The organism is Luteimonas sp. A649 (assembly GCF_054072735.1).
The window spans coordinates 1,118,547-1,134,934 of the sequence record NZ_JBSVRQ010000001.1 but is presented as its reverse complement, the minus strand read 5'-3'; the positions used below and the strand labels follow the sequence as shown (position 1 = coordinate 1,134,934).

At 69.9% G+C, this 16,388-nt stretch carries 15 protein-coding genes and 1 tRNA gene; 8 read left to right on the top strand and 8 right to left on the bottom strand.

Going from position 1 to position 16,388, the window contains the following annotated elements; translation table 11 throughout:
* The first annotated feature begins 47 nt into the window (after positions 1 to 47).
* Positions 48 to 389, top strand: a complete 342-nt coding sequence (locus tag ACW5E8_RS05340; protein ID WP_456964436.1) for a 4a-hydroxytetrahydrobiopterin dehydratase — start codon at positions 48 to 50, stop codon at positions 387 to 389.
* Position 390: 1 nt separating this feature from the next.
* On the opposite strand, the gene ACW5E8_RS05335 is transcribed toward ACW5E8_RS05340, so the two are convergent.
* Positions 391 to 1,356, bottom strand: coding sequence for an RluA family pseudouridine synthase (locus ACW5E8_RS05335; protein WP_456964435.1), 966 nt, complete (start codon positions 1,354 to 1,356; stop codon positions 391 to 393).
* A 444-nt stretch (positions 1,357 to 1,800) separates the two neighbouring features.
* Between ACW5E8_RS05335 and ACW5E8_RS05330 the strand changes: the two genes are divergently transcribed.
* Positions 1,801 to 4,962, top strand: a complete 3,162-nt coding sequence (locus ACW5E8_RS05330; RefSeq protein WP_456964434.1) for an Rne/Rng family ribonuclease — start codon at positions 1,801 to 1,803, stop codon at positions 4,960 to 4,962.
* Positions 4,963 to 4,985: 23 nt separating this feature from the next.
* Here ACW5E8_RS05330 and ACW5E8_RS05325 read toward each other — a convergent pair whose 3' ends face one another.
* The 4 genes from ACW5E8_RS05325 to serS form a co-directional block, all read right to left on the bottom strand.
* Complete coding sequence (locus ACW5E8_RS05325) at positions 4,986 to 5,636, bottom strand: response regulator (RefSeq protein WP_456964433.1); 651 nt, start codon at positions 5,634 to 5,636, stop codon at positions 4,986 to 4,988.
* A 149-nt stretch (positions 5,637 to 5,785) separates the two neighbouring features.
* A tRNA-Ser gene (locus ACW5E8_RS05320) sits at positions 5,786 to 5,873 on the bottom strand.
* 105 nt (positions 5,874 to 5,978) lie between these two features.
* A complete protein-coding gene (locus ACW5E8_RS05315; RefSeq protein WP_456964432.1) occupies positions 5,979 to 6,944 on the bottom strand; it encodes a LysR family transcriptional regulator in 966 nt (321 codons plus the stop codon).
* Positions 6,945 to 7,193: 249 nt separating this feature from the next.
* Positions 7,194 to 8,483 (bottom strand): serine--tRNA ligase, encoded by a 1,290-nt coding sequence (gene serS / locus ACW5E8_RS05310; RefSeq protein WP_456964431.1) that lies wholly within the window; start codon positions 8,481 to 8,483, stop codon positions 7,194 to 7,196.
* 106 nt (positions 8,484 to 8,589) lie between these two features.
* Here serS and ACW5E8_RS05305 point away from each other — a divergent pair, with 106 nt between their 5' ends.
* Both ACW5E8_RS05305 and ACW5E8_RS05300 read left to right on the top strand, forming a co-directional pair.
* Positions 8,590 to 9,222: a TonB family protein gene (locus tag ACW5E8_RS05305; RefSeq protein ID WP_456964430.1), complete on the top strand. Its 633-nt coding sequence runs from the start codon at positions 8,590 to 8,592 to the stop codon at positions 9,220 to 9,222.
* Between the two features lie 80 nt (positions 9,223 to 9,302).
* Positions 9,303 to 9,875: an energy transducer TonB gene (locus ACW5E8_RS05300; RefSeq protein ID WP_456964429.1), complete on the top strand. Its 573-nt coding sequence runs from the start codon at positions 9,303 to 9,305 to the stop codon at positions 9,873 to 9,875.
* 9 nt (positions 9,876 to 9,884) lie between these two features.
* Here ACW5E8_RS05300 and aroA read toward each other — a convergent pair whose 3' ends face one another.
* Positions 9,885 to 11,246: a 3-phosphoshikimate 1-carboxyvinyltransferase gene (gene aroA, locus ACW5E8_RS05295; RefSeq protein WP_456964428.1), complete on the bottom strand. Its 1,362-nt coding sequence runs from the start codon at positions 11,244 to 11,246 to the stop codon at positions 9,885 to 9,887.
* Positions 11,239 to 12,345 (bottom strand): 3-phosphoserine/phosphohydroxythreonine transaminase, encoded by a 1,107-nt coding sequence (gene serC / locus ACW5E8_RS05290; protein WP_456964427.1) that lies wholly within the window; start codon positions 12,343 to 12,345, stop codon positions 11,239 to 11,241. The genes aroA and serC overlap by 8 nt, the downstream gene beginning before the upstream one ends.
* Before the next feature lie 105 nt (positions 12,346 to 12,450).
* On the opposite strand from serC, the gene msrP reads away from it, so the two are divergent.
* Positions 12,451 to 13,428 (top strand): protein-methionine-sulfoxide reductase catalytic subunit MsrP, encoded by a 978-nt coding sequence (gene msrP, locus ACW5E8_RS05285; RefSeq protein WP_456964426.1) that lies wholly within the window; start codon positions 12,451 to 12,453, stop codon positions 13,426 to 13,428.
* Positions 13,429 to 13,430: 2 nt separating this feature from the next.
* Complete coding sequence (locus ACW5E8_RS05280; protein WP_456964425.1) at positions 13,431 to 14,090, top strand: protein-methionine-sulfoxide reductase heme-binding subunit MsrQ; 660 nt, start codon at positions 13,431 to 13,433, stop codon at positions 14,088 to 14,090.
* On the opposite strand, the gene ACW5E8_RS05275 is transcribed toward ACW5E8_RS05280, so the two are convergent.
* Positions 14,067 to 14,846 (bottom strand): FHA domain-containing protein, encoded by a 780-nt coding sequence (locus ACW5E8_RS05275; RefSeq protein ID WP_456964424.1) that lies wholly within the window; start codon positions 14,844 to 14,846, stop codon positions 14,067 to 14,069. The genes ACW5E8_RS05280 and ACW5E8_RS05275 overlap by 24 nt on opposite strands.
* An 84-nt stretch (positions 14,847 to 14,930) precedes the next feature.
* On the opposite strand from ACW5E8_RS05275, the gene ACW5E8_RS05270 reads away from it, so the two are divergent.
* Positions 14,931 to 15,206, top strand: a complete 276-nt coding sequence (locus ACW5E8_RS05270) for a polyhydroxyalkanoic acid system family protein (protein ID WP_456964423.1) — start codon at positions 14,931 to 14,933, stop codon at positions 15,204 to 15,206.
* Between the two features lie 69 nt (positions 15,207 to 15,275).
* Positions 15,276 to 16,205, top strand: coding sequence for a restriction endonuclease (locus ACW5E8_RS05265; RefSeq protein WP_456964422.1), 930 nt, complete (start codon positions 15,276 to 15,278; stop codon positions 16,203 to 16,205).
* Positions 16,206 to 16,388 lie beyond the last annotated feature (183 nt).

Here is a 16,388-nt window from a genome sequence, read left to right as displayed (position 1 = left end):
CGACACGCAGCGTTCAGCCGCCGGGAGCGATCCACCAGGAGCCGACCATGTCCGACCTCATCCCCCTCGCCCGCGCCCACTGCCTCCCGCGCCGCGGTTCCGAGCACCGTCTGGCCGACGCCCGCGTCCGCGAACTGCTGCCGGAGATCCCGGAATGGACGCTGGCCGAGGAAGGCAAGGCGCTGGTTCGCACCTTCCGCTTCCCCGACTACCGGCACACGATGTCGTTCGTGAATGCCCTGGCGCACATGGCCAATCGCGAAGACCACCACCCCGACCTCGGCGTGCACTACGACCGCTGCGAGGTGCGCTGGTCCACCCATGATGTCGGCGGCCTGAGCGAAAACGACTTCATCTGCGCGGCGCGCACCGACGAACTGGCGTCCTGAGTCAGCCCAGCCGGTCCAGGGCCTCGGTCAGCTCCGGCGCCAGCGGCGCGTTGAGCACGTAGGGCACGCGGCCGCCATCGAGCGCGAACTCCAGCGATGTGGCGTGCAGGAACAGCCGGCGCAGCCCGATCTTGTCGCGCAGGCGGCGGTTCGCCTCGGCATCACCGTACTTGTCGTCGCCGGCCACGGCGTGGCCGATATGCCTGGCGTGGACGCGGATCTGGTGGGTGCGTCCGGTCTCGATCCGGATCTCGCAGTACGACTGTCCGCCGCGGCGCTCAAGCACGCGGAAATGGCTGAGCGACGGCTTGCCCGCGGGATCCACCTGGACGTGGCGCTCGCCGCCCTGGCGCAGCCCCACGTGCAAGGGCGCATCGACGCTCATGACGCCATCGGGCATTCGCCCCAGCAACAGCGCAAGGTAGCGCTTGCGCAGGCCGGCACCCGCGTCCTCGCGCATCAACGCCTGCAGTTCGGTCAGGGCAGAGCGCTTCTTGGCGATCACCATCAGGCCGGAGGTGTCCCGGTCGAGCCTGTGGACGAGTTCCAGCTCCTGGTTCGGACGCAGCGCACGGAGGGTCTCGATGACCCCGAAACTGATCCCGCTGCCGCCGTGGCTGGCGACGCCCGAGGGCTTGTTGATCGCCAGCAGGCGCGCGTCCTCGAACACGATGCTCGCCGCCATCGCTTCGAGCAGGCCCGGCGCGGGGCTGCCCTTCTCCGCCGGATCCTCGAGCCGCACCGGCGGAATCCGGACCTCGTCGCCGCCTTCCAGGCGACGGTCGGCGCGGACCCGGCCCCCGTTCACGCGCACCTGGCCACTGCGCACGATCTTGTAGACCAGCGATCGCGGCGCTCCCTTCAGGTAGCCCAGCAGGAAGTTGTCCAGGCGCTGCCCGTCGCGGTCGTCTGAAATGCGCACGGTGCGTACGCCACCGGTTGCCGCGGTCTTGCCTGGTTCGGTCATCTGGGTCTTCCTGGGACAGTGATCGGACGCCTTCCGGGGACGTCCTGGCTGAATTCTTTTCTGCTACACTCGCCCGGCGAGATAAGGCCCTGATTTCGCTGGAAGTTCCCCGGCCAAAAGCCGGTCTTCCGCGAGTCCCTCCAGCGCGCGGCCACTGCCCTCGGGGTAGACATGTTAGCGGTTGGGCGGCAGGTCCTGTGATCGCCCGGTGCCACGGCACCGGCGCTGAACATGTCCCGTGCGGCGCGCAGGTCTCCCTACAAGGGTTCTGCGCAGCCGCCGGCCCAAAACGGTTTGATATGGAAACAAGCGCTCCCGCGGCCCGCCGTGGTGTGCAGCGCTGGAAGCAACCACGGTCGCCAGGCGCTCACGCGCCGGCGGCAGGCCACATCCAGGCGAAACGCCCCGGCGTTCCGTGTGCGAGAGCGCGCGAGGAACGCAACAATGAAGCGCATGCTGATCAACGCGACGCAGGCAGAGGAACTGCGCGTCGCCATCGTCGATGGCCAGAACCTTTACGACATCGACATCGAGCAACCCTCGAAAGAGCAGAAGAAGTCCAACATCTACAAGGGCCGGATCATCCGCATCGAGCCCTCGCTCGAGGCCGCCTTTGTCGAGTACGGCGGTGAGCGCCACGGCTTCCTGCCGCTGAAGGAAATCTCCCGCGACTACTTCGCCTCCGGCGTCGACCACAACAAGGCCGGCATCAAGGAACTCCTGCGCGAAGGCCAGGAAGTGGTGGTCCAGGTGGACAAGGACGAGCGCGGCAACAAGGGGGCGGCGCTTACCACGTTCATCTCGCTGGCCGGCCGTTACATGGTGCTGATGCCGAACTCGCCCACCGCCGGCGGCGTCTCGCGCCGGATCGAGGGCGACGACCGCGCCGAGCTGAAGAAGGCGATGGATGCGCTCGCGATCCCCGACGACATGGGCGTGATCATCCGCACCGCCGGCGTCGGCCGTGACGCCGAAGAGCTGCAGTGGGACCTCGACTACCTGCTGTCGATCTGGAAGGCGGTCGCCAACGCCGCGCTGAGCAAGCCCGCGCCGTTCCTGATCTACCAGGAATCGCGGCTGATCATCCGCGCCCTGCGCGACTACATGCGCGCCGACGTCGGCGAGATCCTGGTCGACACGCCCGAGATGTACGAGGAGGCAAAGGAATTCGTCGAGCAGGTGATGCCGCACAACCTGCGCAAGCTCAAGCACTACACCGACGACGTGCCGCTGTTCAACCGCTTCCAGATCGAGTCGCAGATCGAGAACGCCTACGAGCGCACCATCCGCCTGCCGTCGGGCGGCGCGCTGGTGATCGACCAGACCGAGGCCCTGACCGCGGTCGACGTCAACTCGGCCCGCGCTACCAAGGGCGGCGACATCGAGGAGACCGCGTTCCACACCAACCTCGAGGCTGCCGACGAAGTGGCCCGCCAGCTGCGGCTGCGCGACCTCGGCGGCCTGGTGGTGATCGACTTCATCGACATGTCGTCGAACAAGCACCAGCGCGAGGTCGAGAACCGCCTGCAGGGCGCGCTCAAGTACGACCGCGCACGCGTGCAGCTGGGCCGCATCTCGCGCTTCGGCCTGCTGGAAATGAGCCGTCAGCGGCTGCGCGCCAGCCTCGGTGAATCCACCCAGATCGTCTGCCCGCGCTGCGAAGGCCACGGCCGCATGCGCAGCGTCGAGTCGCTGGCGCTGGCCATCATCCGGCTGGCCGAAGAGCACGCGATGAAGGACAACACCGGACAGGTGCTGGTGCAGGCCCCGGTGGATATCGCCAATTACCTGCTCAACGAGAAGCGCAGCGCCCTGCGCGAGATCGAAGCGCGCCACGACGCGCCGATCGTGATCGTCGCCGACGAGCAGCTGCACACCCCGCACTACGAAGTCACCCGCCTGCGCTCCAACGAGCTGGACGACGACTCCTCGAAGCCGAGCTACCGCCGCGGCACACCACGCAAGGTCGCCACCATCGCGCTGACCAAGGCCAACCTCAACGTGCCCGCAGCCGCGGTCACCAAGGTCCAGCACGCGCGCCCTGCTCCCGTGCGCGAGCCGCGTCCCGAGCCCGCTCCGGCGCCCGCACCGGCGCCCGTCGCTGCGCCGCTTGCAGCCAGTGGCGGCATCGTCGGCTGGCTGAAGGGCCTGTTCGTGGGCCAGCCAGATACAGATGCGCCGAAGAAGCCGGCGACGGAGAAATCCTCCAGCGACCAGCGCCGCGGTGAGCGCACTGACCGCGGCGACCGCGGCCCGCGCCAGGAGCGTGAGGGGCGTGGCGGCCGGAACGGCGGTCGCGACGGAGGCCGTCGCGATGGCCGTCGTGGCAGCGGCAGCAGTGAACAGGCGCAGGCCCAGGGGGCCGGCAAGCAGCCGAAGCCCGCCGGCCAGAACGGCGAGGCCGCGGCGCAGAAGCCGCCGCGCGAGAAGCCCGCGCGTGAAAAGCGTCCGGAACGCCCGGAAGGCGAGCGCAACCCGCTGGGCCGCCAGCGCCGCGGCGAGTCGCCGCAGGCGTCCTCGTCCAACAGCGGAGTCGGTACCCAGGACGTGGCAGACAAGGCAGCAGACGCAGCCCTGGCCGCCGCAGCTGTGGCGCTTGACAGCACCGCGACGCAGGAAGCCCAGGCGCCGCAGGCCGCTGAAGGCAACCAGCACGACAGCAGGCCCGCGCAGTCCCCGGCCGACGGCACCGAGCAGGCCCGGCCGGCCGGCGTTGACGCCGGCGACCCGGACGCCACTGCCGACGAGGATGCCGGTGACGGCACGCAGAAGCGTCGCCGCGGTCGCCGCGGTGGCCGTCGTCGTCGCCGTGGCAACGGCGAAGGCAGCGCTACCGAAGGCGCATCGTCGGTCGACGGCGAGACCTCCGAAGACGCTTCCGAGGTGTCTGTCGCACGCAGTTCACAGCCGGAGTTCGACTTCGCCGACGACGCACCGCCTGCGCGCCCTGCCCCGGCTGTCGTCCCGGTTGCCGCCCCGGCCGCCGCAGTTGTCGCCGCACCCGCAAGCGTGCCTGCGGCGTTCGCGTCGCCGGCTCCCGAAGCAGCTCCGCCATCGGAGGGCGCGCCGGCTGCAGCCAGTGAGTCCATTCCCGCCGGAACCAACCCGGCCGAGACAGCGGCCGCAGCGATGGCGCCTGCACCAGCGCCGGAGAGCGCTACGCAGGTTGAGCCCGCTGTGGTGGCAGCTGATGCCGCAGTGGCGATGGATCCGCCCCCCCGGGTGGAGCCCGTGGTCGAGGCGCCGGAAGCGGTGGAGAAGATCGAAGTCACCCGTCCCGAACCTGCGGCGGCCTCGGCCACCGTGGCGAACGATATGCGAGCAAGCAGCGCTGTGGAAGCCGTGGACCCGCCCCCGGTAGCCGCCGAGCCCACGCCTGCAGCCGAGGTGCCGCGCGGCCTGTTCGACGTCGTCGAGCCGGCCCTGCCGGAAGCGGCGGTCGATGCGCCTGCGCACGACGCGGCGGCCGTCACTGACGTGGCGGACGTCACTGAGGTGGCCGTTGCCGAGATCGCCGACGCGGCGGAAGCCGCGGCAGACGCAGCTGCCGAAGCCGAAGTGGAAGAAGAAGCAAAGCACGACGACCAGGCGCCCTCCGGCGCCTGATCGCTGGCCCTGCCCCGCGTACGCTAGATGATGGCGTGCGCGGGGTCGGCCATGCCGTACTGGCTGGCCAGGCGCGCGAGCGCGATGCTGTCGTGCACCTGCAGCTTGTCGAACAGCCGCGTCTTGTGCGTATTGATGGTCTTGGCGCTGAGGCTCAGGCGTCGCGCGATCTCTTCCTGACGCATGCCCTGGATCAGCAGCATCGCAACCTCGGTTTCCCGGGGCGACAGCGCATCGAACGGCGACTCCGTCGCATCCAGTCCCGACAAGGCCAATGACTGCGCGACCTTGCTCGCCAGGAACCGGCGTCCCGAAGCCACCTCGCGCACCGCGCGCAGCAGTTCGCTGGCATCGCCACCCTTGCCGACGTAGCCGGCGGCACCCGCGGCGATCATGCGCTTGGGCATTGGTCCGTCCTCGAGCACGGATACCACGATCACTTTCGGCCCGTATTCGCCGCGCACGATGCGCTCGGTGACTTCCAGCCCGCTGACTCCGGGCAGGTGCAGGTCGCAGAGCACGATGTCCGGCTTGAGCGCACGGATCTGCGGCAGGGCGTCTTCGCCGCACTCGGCTTCGCCCACCACTTCGATGTCGGCCTCTGCCGACAGGATCATGCGCATCCCGGCGCGTACCAGTGCGTGGTCATCCACCACGTAGACCCTGATGGTCATCCTTGTCCCCTCATGACGCGTTCGTTAACCCCTGCGAGGGAGGCTAACCGCGGCGCAAGGGAGCCGCAAGCGAAGTAGCGACACAGTCCCGGATGCAATGTGACCATGCTAACAACCCGTGATCGAAAGTCAGGAAATCAGCCGATCCATGGCGGAAGAGGTGGGATTCGAACCCACGAATGGTTGCCCATTGCCGGTTTTCAAGACCGGTGCCTTCAACCGCTCGGCCACTCTTCCGGGGACTTTGCGCGGCATCGTCCTATAGCGTACTTGCGATCGGACCGACGCCTGCAGATGCCGCGGCGTCGATTGTCGCATGACGCGACACCGCGTCGCGCCTGCTCAGGCAGCGGCAGACCGGCCGTCGGCGCCCCCGCGGCTGCGGTTCTCACAGTCCAGCCGCGAGGCCTCGATCAGCGGCGGCAGCTTCTCCGCCAGGAAATCGATGAATACACGCACCGCCGGCAGCAGGCCACGGCGTGACGCGAACACCAGGTGCGCGATGCCCTGTGGAAGTCGCCACTGCGGCAGCACCACTTCGAGCTCGCCGTTGCGCACCGCTTCGGCGCACAGCGTTTCCGGAAGCATGGTGATGCCCAGGCCCTGGCGCGCCAGCGCCATCAGCATCGGGAAGTCGCCGCCAGCCACGCGCGGCTTGAGTTCGACGCGGCGGACTTCGCCATCGGTGCCCTGCAGGTCCCACCGCTGCCGGACCTCGTCCTCGTTCATGGTCATGGTGGTGTGGTCGTTGAGCTCCTCCGGCGTGGTCGGGCGGCCGGCGCGGTCGAGGTAGGTCGGACTCGCGACCAGCAGCTCCTGGATCTGCCCGAAGCTGCGCATCACCAGGCTGCCGTCGTCATCGAGCTTGTTGCGCACGCGGATGGCCACGTCGAAGCCCTCGTTGATGACGTCGACGCGGCGGTTGTTGACGTGCATCTGCACCCGGACCTGCGGGTAGCGGGCGAGGAATTCGGGCAGGAGCTGCGGCATCTGCTGCTGCGCAAGGCCTACCGGCACGCTGACGCGCACCACGCCGCGGGGTTCGGCGCTGAGGCGGTCAACCACCTCGCGCGCGGCCGTGGCTTCGGCAAGCATGGACTGCGTGTGGCGATACACGCTCTGGCCGACGTCGGTGACGGCGAAGCGACGCGTGGAACGCTGCAGGAGCCGGACGCCGAGCTCGGTTTCAAGCTGGCTGATACGGCGCGAGAGCCTCGACTTCGGAATGCCCAGAGCGCGCTCGGCGGCGGCGAAGCCACCGTGGTCGACGACCATCGCGAAGTAATAGAGATCGTTCAGATCCTGCATCTTTGCGGCTCCAGTGGAACAATGGAGCAGTATTTGATCACGCAAGTGGCACAAATGCAACGATGGAGCCAGGATCGGAGCCGGCACGGATCGCACCGCCAAACCGCCAATGTGGCGTAGCGTCGGCACGAAGGGCGCGGCCTCGGGCCAGACGGCAAAACGGCGCCCAGCCGCGAAATGCAGCGGGAAGCCGCGGAACCGGGGAGGATCCGCGAGAGGGAATCCGAGGGGCGCGTTTCGCCGCGCGCGTCAGGAAATCGCCGCCAGGCCACCCATGTACGGCCGCAACGCCTCCGGCACGGTGATCGAACCATCGGCCTGCTGGCCGTTCTCCATCACCGCCACCAGGGCGCGTCCCACGGCCACGCCGGAGCCGTTGAGGGTGTGCACGGGTTCGGGCTTGCCGCCCTCGCCGCGCCAGCGCGCCAGCATGCGACGGGCCTGGAAATCGCCGCAGTTCGAACACGAGGAGATCTCGCGGTACGTCTGCTGCGAGGGCAACCAGACCTCGAGGTCGTAGGTCTTGCGTGCCGCAAACCCCATGTCGCCCGAGCACAGCAGCATGCGGCGGTACGGCAGGCCGAGCCGCTCCAGCACGACCTCGGCGCAGCGCGTCATGCGCTCGTGTTCGTCGTCGCTGGCGTCAGGCGCGGTGACCGAGACCAGCTCCACCTTCTCGAACTGGTGCTGCCGGATCATGCCGCGGGTGTCGCGGCCGTAGGCACCGGCTTCGGCGCGGAAGCACATCGAGTGCGCCGCCATGCGCAGCGGCAGGCGATCCGCATCGACGATGGTGTCGGCGACGAGGTTGGTCAGCGGCACCTCGGCGGTCGGGATCAGGTAGCGCTTCGACGCCGCCTCGCCCTCGCCCACCATGGTCGCGAACAGGTCGTCCTCGAACTTCGGCAACTGGCCGGTGCCACGCATGGCGTCGGCATTCACCAGCACCGGGACGCTGGTTTCCGCGTAGCCGTGTTCGTCCACGTGCAGGTCGAGCATGAACTGGGCGAGCGCGCGGTGCAGGCGCGCCAGCTGGCCGCGGAGCACGGTGAAGCGCGCACCCGACAGTCGTGCCGCGGCTTCGCCATCGAGCCAGCCGTGGCGGGCGCCGAGGTCGACATGGTCGCGGACTTCGAAATCAAAACTGCGCGGCCTGCCCCAGCGATGCTGTTCGACGTTGCCCGACTCGTCGCTGCCGGCCGGCACGCTGTCGTCGGGCAGGTTGGGCAGCCCGAGGGCGATCGCCTCGAGTTCGGCCTTGATCCATTCCAGCCGCGCCTCGGACGTCTTCAGCTCCTCGCCCAGTCCGGCGACCTCCGCCAGCAGCGGCGCGGCGTCCTCACCCCGCGCCTTGGCCTGGCCAATGGCCTTGCTGCGCGTGTTGCGGAGGTTCTGCAACTCCTGGGTACGCACCTGCAGCGCCTTGCGTTCGGACTCCAGGCGCTCGAGCGCAGCGGCATCGAGTTCGAAGCCGCGGGTCTGGCGCAGGCGCAGGGCAAGCGCGGCGGGATCATGGCGCAGGAGGTTGGGATCGAGCATTGCGTCGCTTCACGGGAGTGTCGGGCCGTTGATTATCGCGTGTCACGGACGCGTTTGCCGGACGGCGCGTGGCAGAATCGGGGCCACGCGACTTGAACCGGCGAGCATGAGCGCAGAGCACAGACGCAGCACCCTCCCCCTTCCCAGCGGCCGCGGCTGGTGGATCGTCGCCGCCGGCGTCGTGCTCGGACTGGCCGTGTTCCTCGTTCTCTGGCTCGCCCAGCGCGACAGCGCGGACCTGTATCGCCCCGACCAGCAGCCACCGGCGGCGTCCGCCCCGGCCTTCAAGCCACTGCCCGCGCCGCCTGCGTCCGGGGCTGCGAGCGACGAGGCCATTCCCGCGGGGCCCGCATCCGGCGCCCGGCTCGAGCAGCCGTGGGAGCCGGCGGCCCCCGGAGTGCCATCGGCCCAAGCACCGGCCACCCCGGACGACGCCGGTACTGCGGCGCCTCCGCTGGAGCTGTCCGCCAGCTCACCGGTCCCCATCAGGTCACCCGGCCCGACTTACCCCGCACGCGCCCTGCGCCGCGGCGAGTCCGGTGAGGTCATGCTGCGGATCCACGTGGACGCCCGCGGCGTGCCGGACCGGGTCGAAATCGCCGCCAGCAGCGGCTCACGCGACCTCGACCGCGCCGCACAGCGGGCGGTGCAGCGCTGGCGCTTCCGTCCGGCCATGCGCGACGGCACGCCGGTCGCGGGCGTGGTGACAGTACCGATCAACTTCGACAGCGGCGGCTGAGCGGGCCCCACGCGCACACACGGTCTCAACCCGGCCTGTGGAACGCTCCCCGGACTGCACGTGCAGACAAGGAGCCGACGATGTCCGATCCGAACCCGAACATCCCCGACCACCAGCGCGGGCAACCGCCCCGGGACCCTGAACGCAAGTCCTCCTCGCCCCTGCTGTGGATCGTCCTGCTGCTGGCCCTGCTCGCATTCGGCTGGTTCATCTACAACCAGCGCGCAGGCGTATCCGACGTGCCCGAACCCCTGCCGCCGCCCGCCGCGGACATGGGTGATGCCCGCGACGCCGCCGCGGAGCGCGAGCGTGCCGCTGATGACGCACGCCGCGAGTCCCGCGAGCGCCCAGCCCAGCCCCGCGCCACCGCCGCCCCCGACAGCGAGCCCGAACTCACCAATCGCGTCCAGCCGGAATACCCGGCGACCGCCTATCGCGAGCGCGCGGAAGGCACGGTGCTGGTCGGCATCCTGGTCAATGCCAATGGCCGCCCCGTCGAAGTCGAGGTCGTGCGCCGCAGCGGCAACCGCGAGCTCGATCGGGCCGCCGTCGACGCGGTGCGCCAGTGGACCTTCCAGCCGGCCATGCGCGACGGCAAGAAGGTCGAAGCGCGGGTCGAGGTCCCGGTGACCTTCCGCCTCGACGCGCAGTAGCGCGCGGACTCAGGCGCGGCGCAGGCCGAAGCCGGCGGCCTGCGCCAGCGTCTCGAAGCCGGGGAACGAGGTCGCGACGTTGGCGACATCGCCGATGGTCACCTCGCCTTCGGCCCGCTGTGCCGCCACCGCGAACGCCATGGCGATGCGGTGGTCGCCAAGGCTGTCGACGGCACCGCCGCGCATCGGGCCGCCTTGCACCAACATGCCGTCCGGGGATTCGCGCACATCCACGCCCAGCGCCTGCAGCCCCGAGGCCATGGCGCTGATGCGGTCGGATTCCTTCACCCTCAGCTCCGCCGCGCCGGTGATGCGCGTGCGGCCGCTCGCACAGGCCGCGGCCACGGCAAAGACCGGGAACTCGTCGATCATGTCCGCCACCAGCGCCACCGGCAGGTCGATGCCGCGTAGCGGCGCGTGGCGCACGGCGATGTCGGCCACCGGACCGCAGATGCCGTCACGCCGACCAAGCTCACGGATGTCCGCGCCCATCGCGCGCAGGGCATCGATCAACCCGGTCCGACGTGGATCGACGCCAACCGAGCGCAGCACCAGGGACGAACCCGGCACCAGGGTCGCGGCCACGATGAAGAAGGCTGCCGAAGAGAAATCGACAGGCACTTCAATATCACGGGCATGCAGGCGATGGCCGCCTTCCAGACGGGCCATCCCCGGGGCGAAGTCCACCGGCCAGCCAAAGGCCGACAGCATGCGTTCGGTGTAGTCACGCGTCGGACGAGGTTCGCTCACCCGGGTCTCGCCTTCCGCGTACAGCCCGGCCAGCAGCAGCGCGGACTTGACCTGCGCGCTCGCCACGGGCGTCGCGTAATCCAGGCCGCGCAGCGCCTGCCTGCCGGTGATTCGCAGTGGCGGACGGCCGCCGTCATCCGAGTCGATCACCGCGCCCATCGCGCGCACCGGCGCTGCCACCCGCTGCATCGGTCGCTGCGACAGCGAAGCGTCGCCAAGCAGCACGCTGTCGAAGCGCTGGCCGGCAAGCAGTCCGGCGAGCAGGCGCATCGCGGTGCCGGAATTGCCGCAATCCAGTGGACCCGCCGGCGCACGCAGGCCATCGATGCCGACGCCGCGAACGATGCGGCACGAGGGTGACGCGGCCTCGATGCCGACGCCCATCGCCGCGAAGATCGCCGCCGTGGCACGCGTATCCTCACCCTCCAGGAAGCCGTCGATCCGCGAATCGCCGTCGGCCAGCGCGGCAAGCATCACCGCACGGTGCGAAACCGACTTGTCGCCGGGTAGCGTGAACTCGCCTGACAACGAACGACCTCGCGCCGCCACCCAACCGTCGCGCCCGCATCGGGGCGACCGTGCCGTCGGCTGCGACTGCCCCGCGCCCTCGCCTTCAGCCATGGCGGCGCTGGAAGTCCTGCATGAACGCGACCAGCGCCTCGACGCCTTCCACGGGCATGGCGTTGTAGATCGACGCGCGCATGCCGCCCACCACGCGGTGGCCCTTGAGTCCGATCAGTCCCGCATCGTGCGCCTCGGCGAGGAAGGCCGCGTCGAGCGCCTGCTCAGACAGCAGGAAGGGCACGTTCATGCGCGAGCGCACCGCCGGATCGATGTTGTTGCGGTAGAAGCCGCCGGAGGCATCGATGGCCGCGTACAGCGCCTTCGCCTTGGCCGCGTTGCGCCGCGCGAACACCTCCACCCCGCCCTCGTCGAGCATCCAGCGGAAGGTCAGGCCGGCCACGTACCAGTTCCATGTCGGCGGCGTGTTGAGCATCGAGTCCGCCGCAAGCTGCCGGCGGTAATCGAAGATGTCGGCCCGCGGCTGCCCTGCGCGCTCAAGCAGGTCGCGGCGCACGATGACCACGCCGATGCCCACGGGACCCAGGTTCTTCTGCGCACCGGCGTAGATCGCGCCGAAGCGTGAAACATCGATCGGCTCGGACGCGATGCTGGAGCTGAAATCAGCGAACAGCGGCACATAGCCGGTATCCGGGAACGGATGGCCGCCGGGCGCATCGGGGCGGAACTCCACCCCATGGATGGTCTCGCTGGCGGTGACGTGGACATAGGCCGCATCGGCCGACAAACGCCACTCCGACGCGGGCGGAATGCTGCGGTAACCCCCGGCTTCGCTGCTGGCAGCGATGTGCAGATCGACATAGGGCCGGGCCTGCTTCGTCGCCACCTGGCCCCAATGGCCGGTCAGCACGTAGTCGGCACGCTGCCCGTGCGCGGCGAAGTTCAGCGGCAGCAGCGCCTGCTGCGTGGTTGCGCCGCCGGGCAGGAACAGCACGGCGTAGTCGTCGGGAATCGACAGCAGGCTGCGCAGGTCGGCCTCGGCGCGGGCCGCGATGTCGATGAATTCCGGGCCCCGGTGGCTGATCTCGACGATCGAGGCGCCGGCGTCGCCGTACTCGAGCATGGTCTCGCGCGCCTGGCGCAGTACGGACTCGGGAAGCGTGGACGGCCCCGGGCTGAAGTTGTATGCGCGCGACATCGTGACATCTCGTTCAACAGTGACAAGCCAGTATGCCGCAATGCAGCACCTGCGCAGGCACGCACCCGGCGTAGGATCAAACTGCAGATCGCAAAGAGAACGTGCATGCCCCCCGGCCAACCTCCCTTCCCACGCGGCTCCGCCATCACCGATGAGACCGTCTACCGCGGGCGCCGCCGCCTGCTTGGCACGCTTGCGGCCCTGCCGGCCCTGGCCATGGCCGGCTGCCGCGGCGCCGAACCGCCGCCCGCGGCCGACGCAGCCAGGGCCGCTGCTCCCCGTGCCGCCGGCGCCAGCGGCTTCACGACCGACGAGCCGCTGACCCGCTACGAGGACGCCACCAGCTACAACAATTTCTACGAGTTCGGCAGCGACAAGGCCGCCCCCTCGCGCGCGGCGAAGACGCTGGTGACCTCGCCCTGGTCGGTGACCGTGTCCGGCGAGTGCGCCAGGCCCGGCACCATCCCGCTTGAAACGCTGCTCAAAGGCCTGGTGCCCGAGGAGCGCGTCTATCGCATGCGCTGCGTCGAAGGCTGGTCGATGGTGATCCCCTGGCTGGGCGTCCCCTTGGGCGACGTGCTCAAGCGCCTGCAGCCGACGTCCGACGCGAAATTCGTCGCCTTCACCAGCCTTGCCGACCCGCGCCAGATGCCCGGCGTGCGCGCGCCGATCATCGACTGGCCCTACCGCGAGGGCCTGCGCATTGACGAGGCTATGCATCCACTCACCCTGCTGGCCACCGGCATGTATGGCAACGCGCTGCCGCAGCAGAACGGCGCGCCGCTGCGGCTGGTGGTGCCGTGGAAGTACGGCTTCAAGGGCATCAAATCGATCGTCGCGATCGAGTTCACCACCAAGGCGCCACGCACGGCCTGGAACGACATGCAGCCGCGCGAGTACGGCTTCTTCGCCAACGTGAACCCCGCGGTCGACCATCCGCGCTGGAGCCAGGCCTCCGAGCGTCGCATCGCCGGCAGCGGCAACCGCCTGTTTGCCGATCGCATTCCGACGCAGCCCTTCAACGGCTATGCCGATCAGGTCGCAGGGCTGTACCAGGGCATGGATCTTGCCCGCTGGTACTGAGCATGCGTAGCGGGCGCGGCGTCGTCGCGGCCAAGGCCGCGGTGCACGCGCTGGCCCTGGCGCCGCTCGCCCTGCTGGGCTGGAAGGCCTGGCAGGTCGGCAGCGGCTCCGACATCGACGCGCTCGGCGCTGACGCCGTGGCGGCGATCGAACACGAACTCGGGCTGTGGGCGCTGCGCCTGCTGCTCATCACGCTGGCGGTGTCACCACTGCGGCAGATGCTGGACCAGCCGTTGCTGCTGCGCTTCCGGCGCATGCTCGGCCTCTGGGCCTTCGCCTATGCCAGCCTGCACTTCACGGCCTACCTCGTGCTCGACCTGCGCGGCTGGTGGACGCAGGTGCTGGTCGAGATCGTCGAGCGGCCCTACATCACCGTGGGCTTCGCGGCCTGGCTGTTGCTGTTGCCCCTGGCCGTGACATCCACCCGCGGCTGGATGCGGCGGCTGGGCCGCAACTGGGGCCGCCTGCACCGCCTCGTGTACGCCATCGCGGCGCTGGCAGTGCTGCATTTCTGGTGGGTGGTGAAGTCCGATCTCCGCGAGCCGCTGCTGTATGCGGTCATCCTCGCGACGCTGCTGGGGTGGCGCCTCGTGCGATGGCGGCGTCGCACGGCGGCAACCGTGAAGCGCGCGCCGCCCTCAACCGGCGCCAAACAGCAGTAGCAGCGCCAGCAGGCCGGCCAGCAGGGCCGCCGCGACCAGCAGCCACGGCAGGCGCATCGCGCCTCCGCCGGCCCGCGGCTGCGCAGACACCGGGGCCGGCGCAGTGGCAACGGCACGCGACGGCGCACCCGACGGTGCCTCGAGCACGAAGCGATGGTGGGCATCGAACACGACCTGGTCGCCGGGCTGGAGCACCGCGTCGCGCACGGTTTCGCCGTTGACCTGGCTGCCTTCGGCAGAACCGAGGTCGCGCAGCACGACTTCACCGCGCAGCACCTCCAGCCGCGCGTGGCGCTCGGCGAAGGCGGCCTCGTCGATGCGGATGTCCGCCTCTGGCGCGCGCCCGACCAGGCGTGGGCGTTCAAGCGTGAAGCTGCGCCCGTGGTAGTGGCCGCCGACGCCGCGCAGCACCACGCGCACGTCACCGGCCTCGCCGGTGCTGTCGCCGAAACCGGCCGCGGGCTGGCGCGGCGGCTGCGCCGACACCAGGCGGATGCCGCAGCCATCCACGAATACCGCGTCGCCCAGGCGCAACATGGCCATGCGCAGCACGGGACGGCCGTTGACGTGCACGCCGCGCGTGCCTTCGGGCACGGTCAGCCAGACACCGCGGCGGTCGACGCAGAAGTTCACGATCGGCGACGCTTCGACCAGCCCGAGGCCGCCGCCATTGGCGGTCCGGCCCACGCCATGCACGCCCACGGCAAGGGGATGATCTTCGCCACCCGGGTCGAAGCGGAGTCTGAGCTTGTCCATTGGCGAGGGAATCTAGCATGCAGCAGCGCTTGGATCGCGCGCGCCACGCAGCCAGAATAGCGCCCCCACCAAGCGGACCAGTCCATGGCAGGCATCGACATCCATCACCCGCACCAGCTGTCGCCGGAGCGCGCGCGCGACGCCGTGCAACAGGTCGCGGACAAGCTCGTCGAAAAATTCGGCGTCGACTGCCTGTGGCAGGGCGACGTGCTGCAGTTCAGCCGCCATGGCGTCGACGGCCGCATTGCGCTGCTGCCCGGCGAGGTGCACGTCACCGCCGAACTGGGCTTCCTGCTGGCGGCGATGCAGGGCCCGATCGAATCCGGGATCCGGCGCGTGCTGGACGAACGCTTCGCCTGATCGACGCGGCCGGCGCACGTCGGCATGCGTCTATGCTTCAACCATCCAGGAAACAGGGAACCGATATCCATGCTGCAGTGGCTGCTTGCAATCGTGGTCGCGCTCGCCGTCGGCGGCACTGTCGCCTGGCTGGCGCGCGGGCCGCTGCGCCGGCGTGACGAAACCGCCGCCGGCATCGCGGCGCTGTCGGCGATGTCGTGGCGCGCGTTCATCCGGGTGGTGCTCGAGGCCCTCTCGCGACGCGGCTACCACCGCCTGGTCGACCACGAATCCGACGCCGGCGACAGCGATTACACGCTGGTGCGCGATGGCGAGCACTGGTTGCTGTCGGCGAAGCACGGCAGCGCCTTCGTCCTCGGCCGCGCCGCGGTGAAGGGACTGACCGCCGCGATGGGCGTCGCCGGCGCCGCTGGCGGACTGCTGGTCACCCAGGGACGGATCGACGATGAGGCGCGCAAGGCCGCGCGCGGCCAGCCGGTCGAGCTTCTCGACGGCGCCACGCTCTGGCCCGAACTGCGGCCACTGCTGCCCGCCGCAGCGGTGCAGCCGATCCTGGACGCGGCCATGCATCGCGCGCGCGAGCGCGTCCTCGCCGGCGGGCTGCTTGCGCTGATCGCCGGGCTGGGCGTGTTCGCGATGGTGCCTGCACCGCGACCGCCCGCCTCCGCCGCGGGCAACCCCGGCCCGATGGCAACGCCCGCTCCCGGCCAGACGGCCAGCGATGCGGCCGCACCCGTCGCCGATCCCGACGCCGCCACGCTCCAGGCACAGCGCCGCGAACTGGCCAGCAGCGTGTCGACCCTGCCGGATGTGTCGAGGGCCCTGTGGACCAGCACATCGACGCTTCAGGTGTTCGTGCTCGCCACCAATGCGGATCCCTTCGCCGACATCTGCCCGCTCGTGGAGCGCTATCCGGCACTGGCCTCGTCGCGCATCCAGCTGACCCCGCCCGCGGACAGCGGCAGGCAGGTCCGTTTCCGGCAGTGCCGCAGCTACTGAGGCGCCACGGCACGCTGTCACCTGAGCGTCACCAATCCGACATCCGCGGGTCACCAGCGAGCGCTTGAATGGCGCCGAGGCTGGACAAGGCATCGATCGACGCTGTCCTGCGCCAGCCGCGAACCTCCTCGTCTCCTGGTATTCCTGCTTCATTTCCGGGCCCGCACGGGCCCGGCTTTTTCC

Bases quoted from the DNA above. Each gene is read 5' to 3' on its own strand.
- ACW5E8_RS05340 (WP_456964436.1), top strand. From the start codon at position 48: ATGTCCGACCTCATCCCCCTCGCCCGCGCCCACTGCCTCCCGCGCCGC.
- ACW5E8_RS05335 (WP_456964435.1), bottom strand. From the start codon at position 1,356: ATGACCGAACCAGGCAAGACCGCGGCAACCGGTGGCGTACGCACCGTG.
- ACW5E8_RS05330 (WP_456964434.1), top strand. From the start codon at position 1,801: ATGAAGCGCATGCTGATCAACGCGACGCAGGCAGAGGAACTGCGCGTC.
- ACW5E8_RS05325 (WP_456964433.1), bottom strand. From the start codon at position 5,636: ATGACCATCAGGGTCTACGTGGTGGATGACCACGCACTGGTACGCGCC.
- ACW5E8_RS05315 (WP_456964432.1), bottom strand. From the start codon at position 6,944: ATGCAGGATCTGAACGATCTCTATTACTTCGCGATGGTCGTCGACCAC.
- serS (WP_456964431.1), bottom strand. From the start codon at position 8,483: ATGCTCGATCCCAACCTCCTGCGCCATGATCCCGCCGCGCTTGCCCTG.
- ACW5E8_RS05305 (WP_456964430.1), top strand. From the start codon at position 8,590: ATGAGCGCAGAGCACAGACGCAGCACCCTCCCCCTTCCCAGCGGCCGC.
- ACW5E8_RS05300 (WP_456964429.1), top strand. From the start codon at position 9,303: ATGTCCGATCCGAACCCGAACATCCCCGACCACCAGCGCGGGCAACCG.
- aroA (WP_456964428.1), bottom strand. From the start codon at position 11,246: ATGGCTGAAGGCGAGGGCGCGGGGCAGTCGCAGCCGACGGCACGGTCG.
- serC (WP_456964427.1), bottom strand. From the start codon at position 12,345: ATGTCGCGCGCATACAACTTCAGCCCGGGGCCGTCCACGCTTCCCGAG.
- msrP (WP_456964426.1), top strand. From the start codon at position 12,451: ATGCCCCCCGGCCAACCTCCCTTCCCACGCGGCTCCGCCATCACCGAT.
- ACW5E8_RS05280 (WP_456964425.1), top strand. From the start codon at position 13,431: ATGCGTAGCGGGCGCGGCGTCGTCGCGGCCAAGGCCGCGGTGCACGCG.
- ACW5E8_RS05275 (WP_456964424.1), bottom strand. From the start codon at position 14,846: ATGGACAAGCTCAGACTCCGCTTCGACCCGGGTGGCGAAGATCATCCC.
- ACW5E8_RS05270 (WP_456964423.1), top strand. From the start codon at position 14,931: ATGGCAGGCATCGACATCCATCACCCGCACCAGCTGTCGCCGGAGCGC.
- ACW5E8_RS05265 (WP_456964422.1), top strand. From the start codon at position 15,276: ATGCTGCAGTGGCTGCTTGCAATCGTGGTCGCGCTCGCCGTCGGCGGC.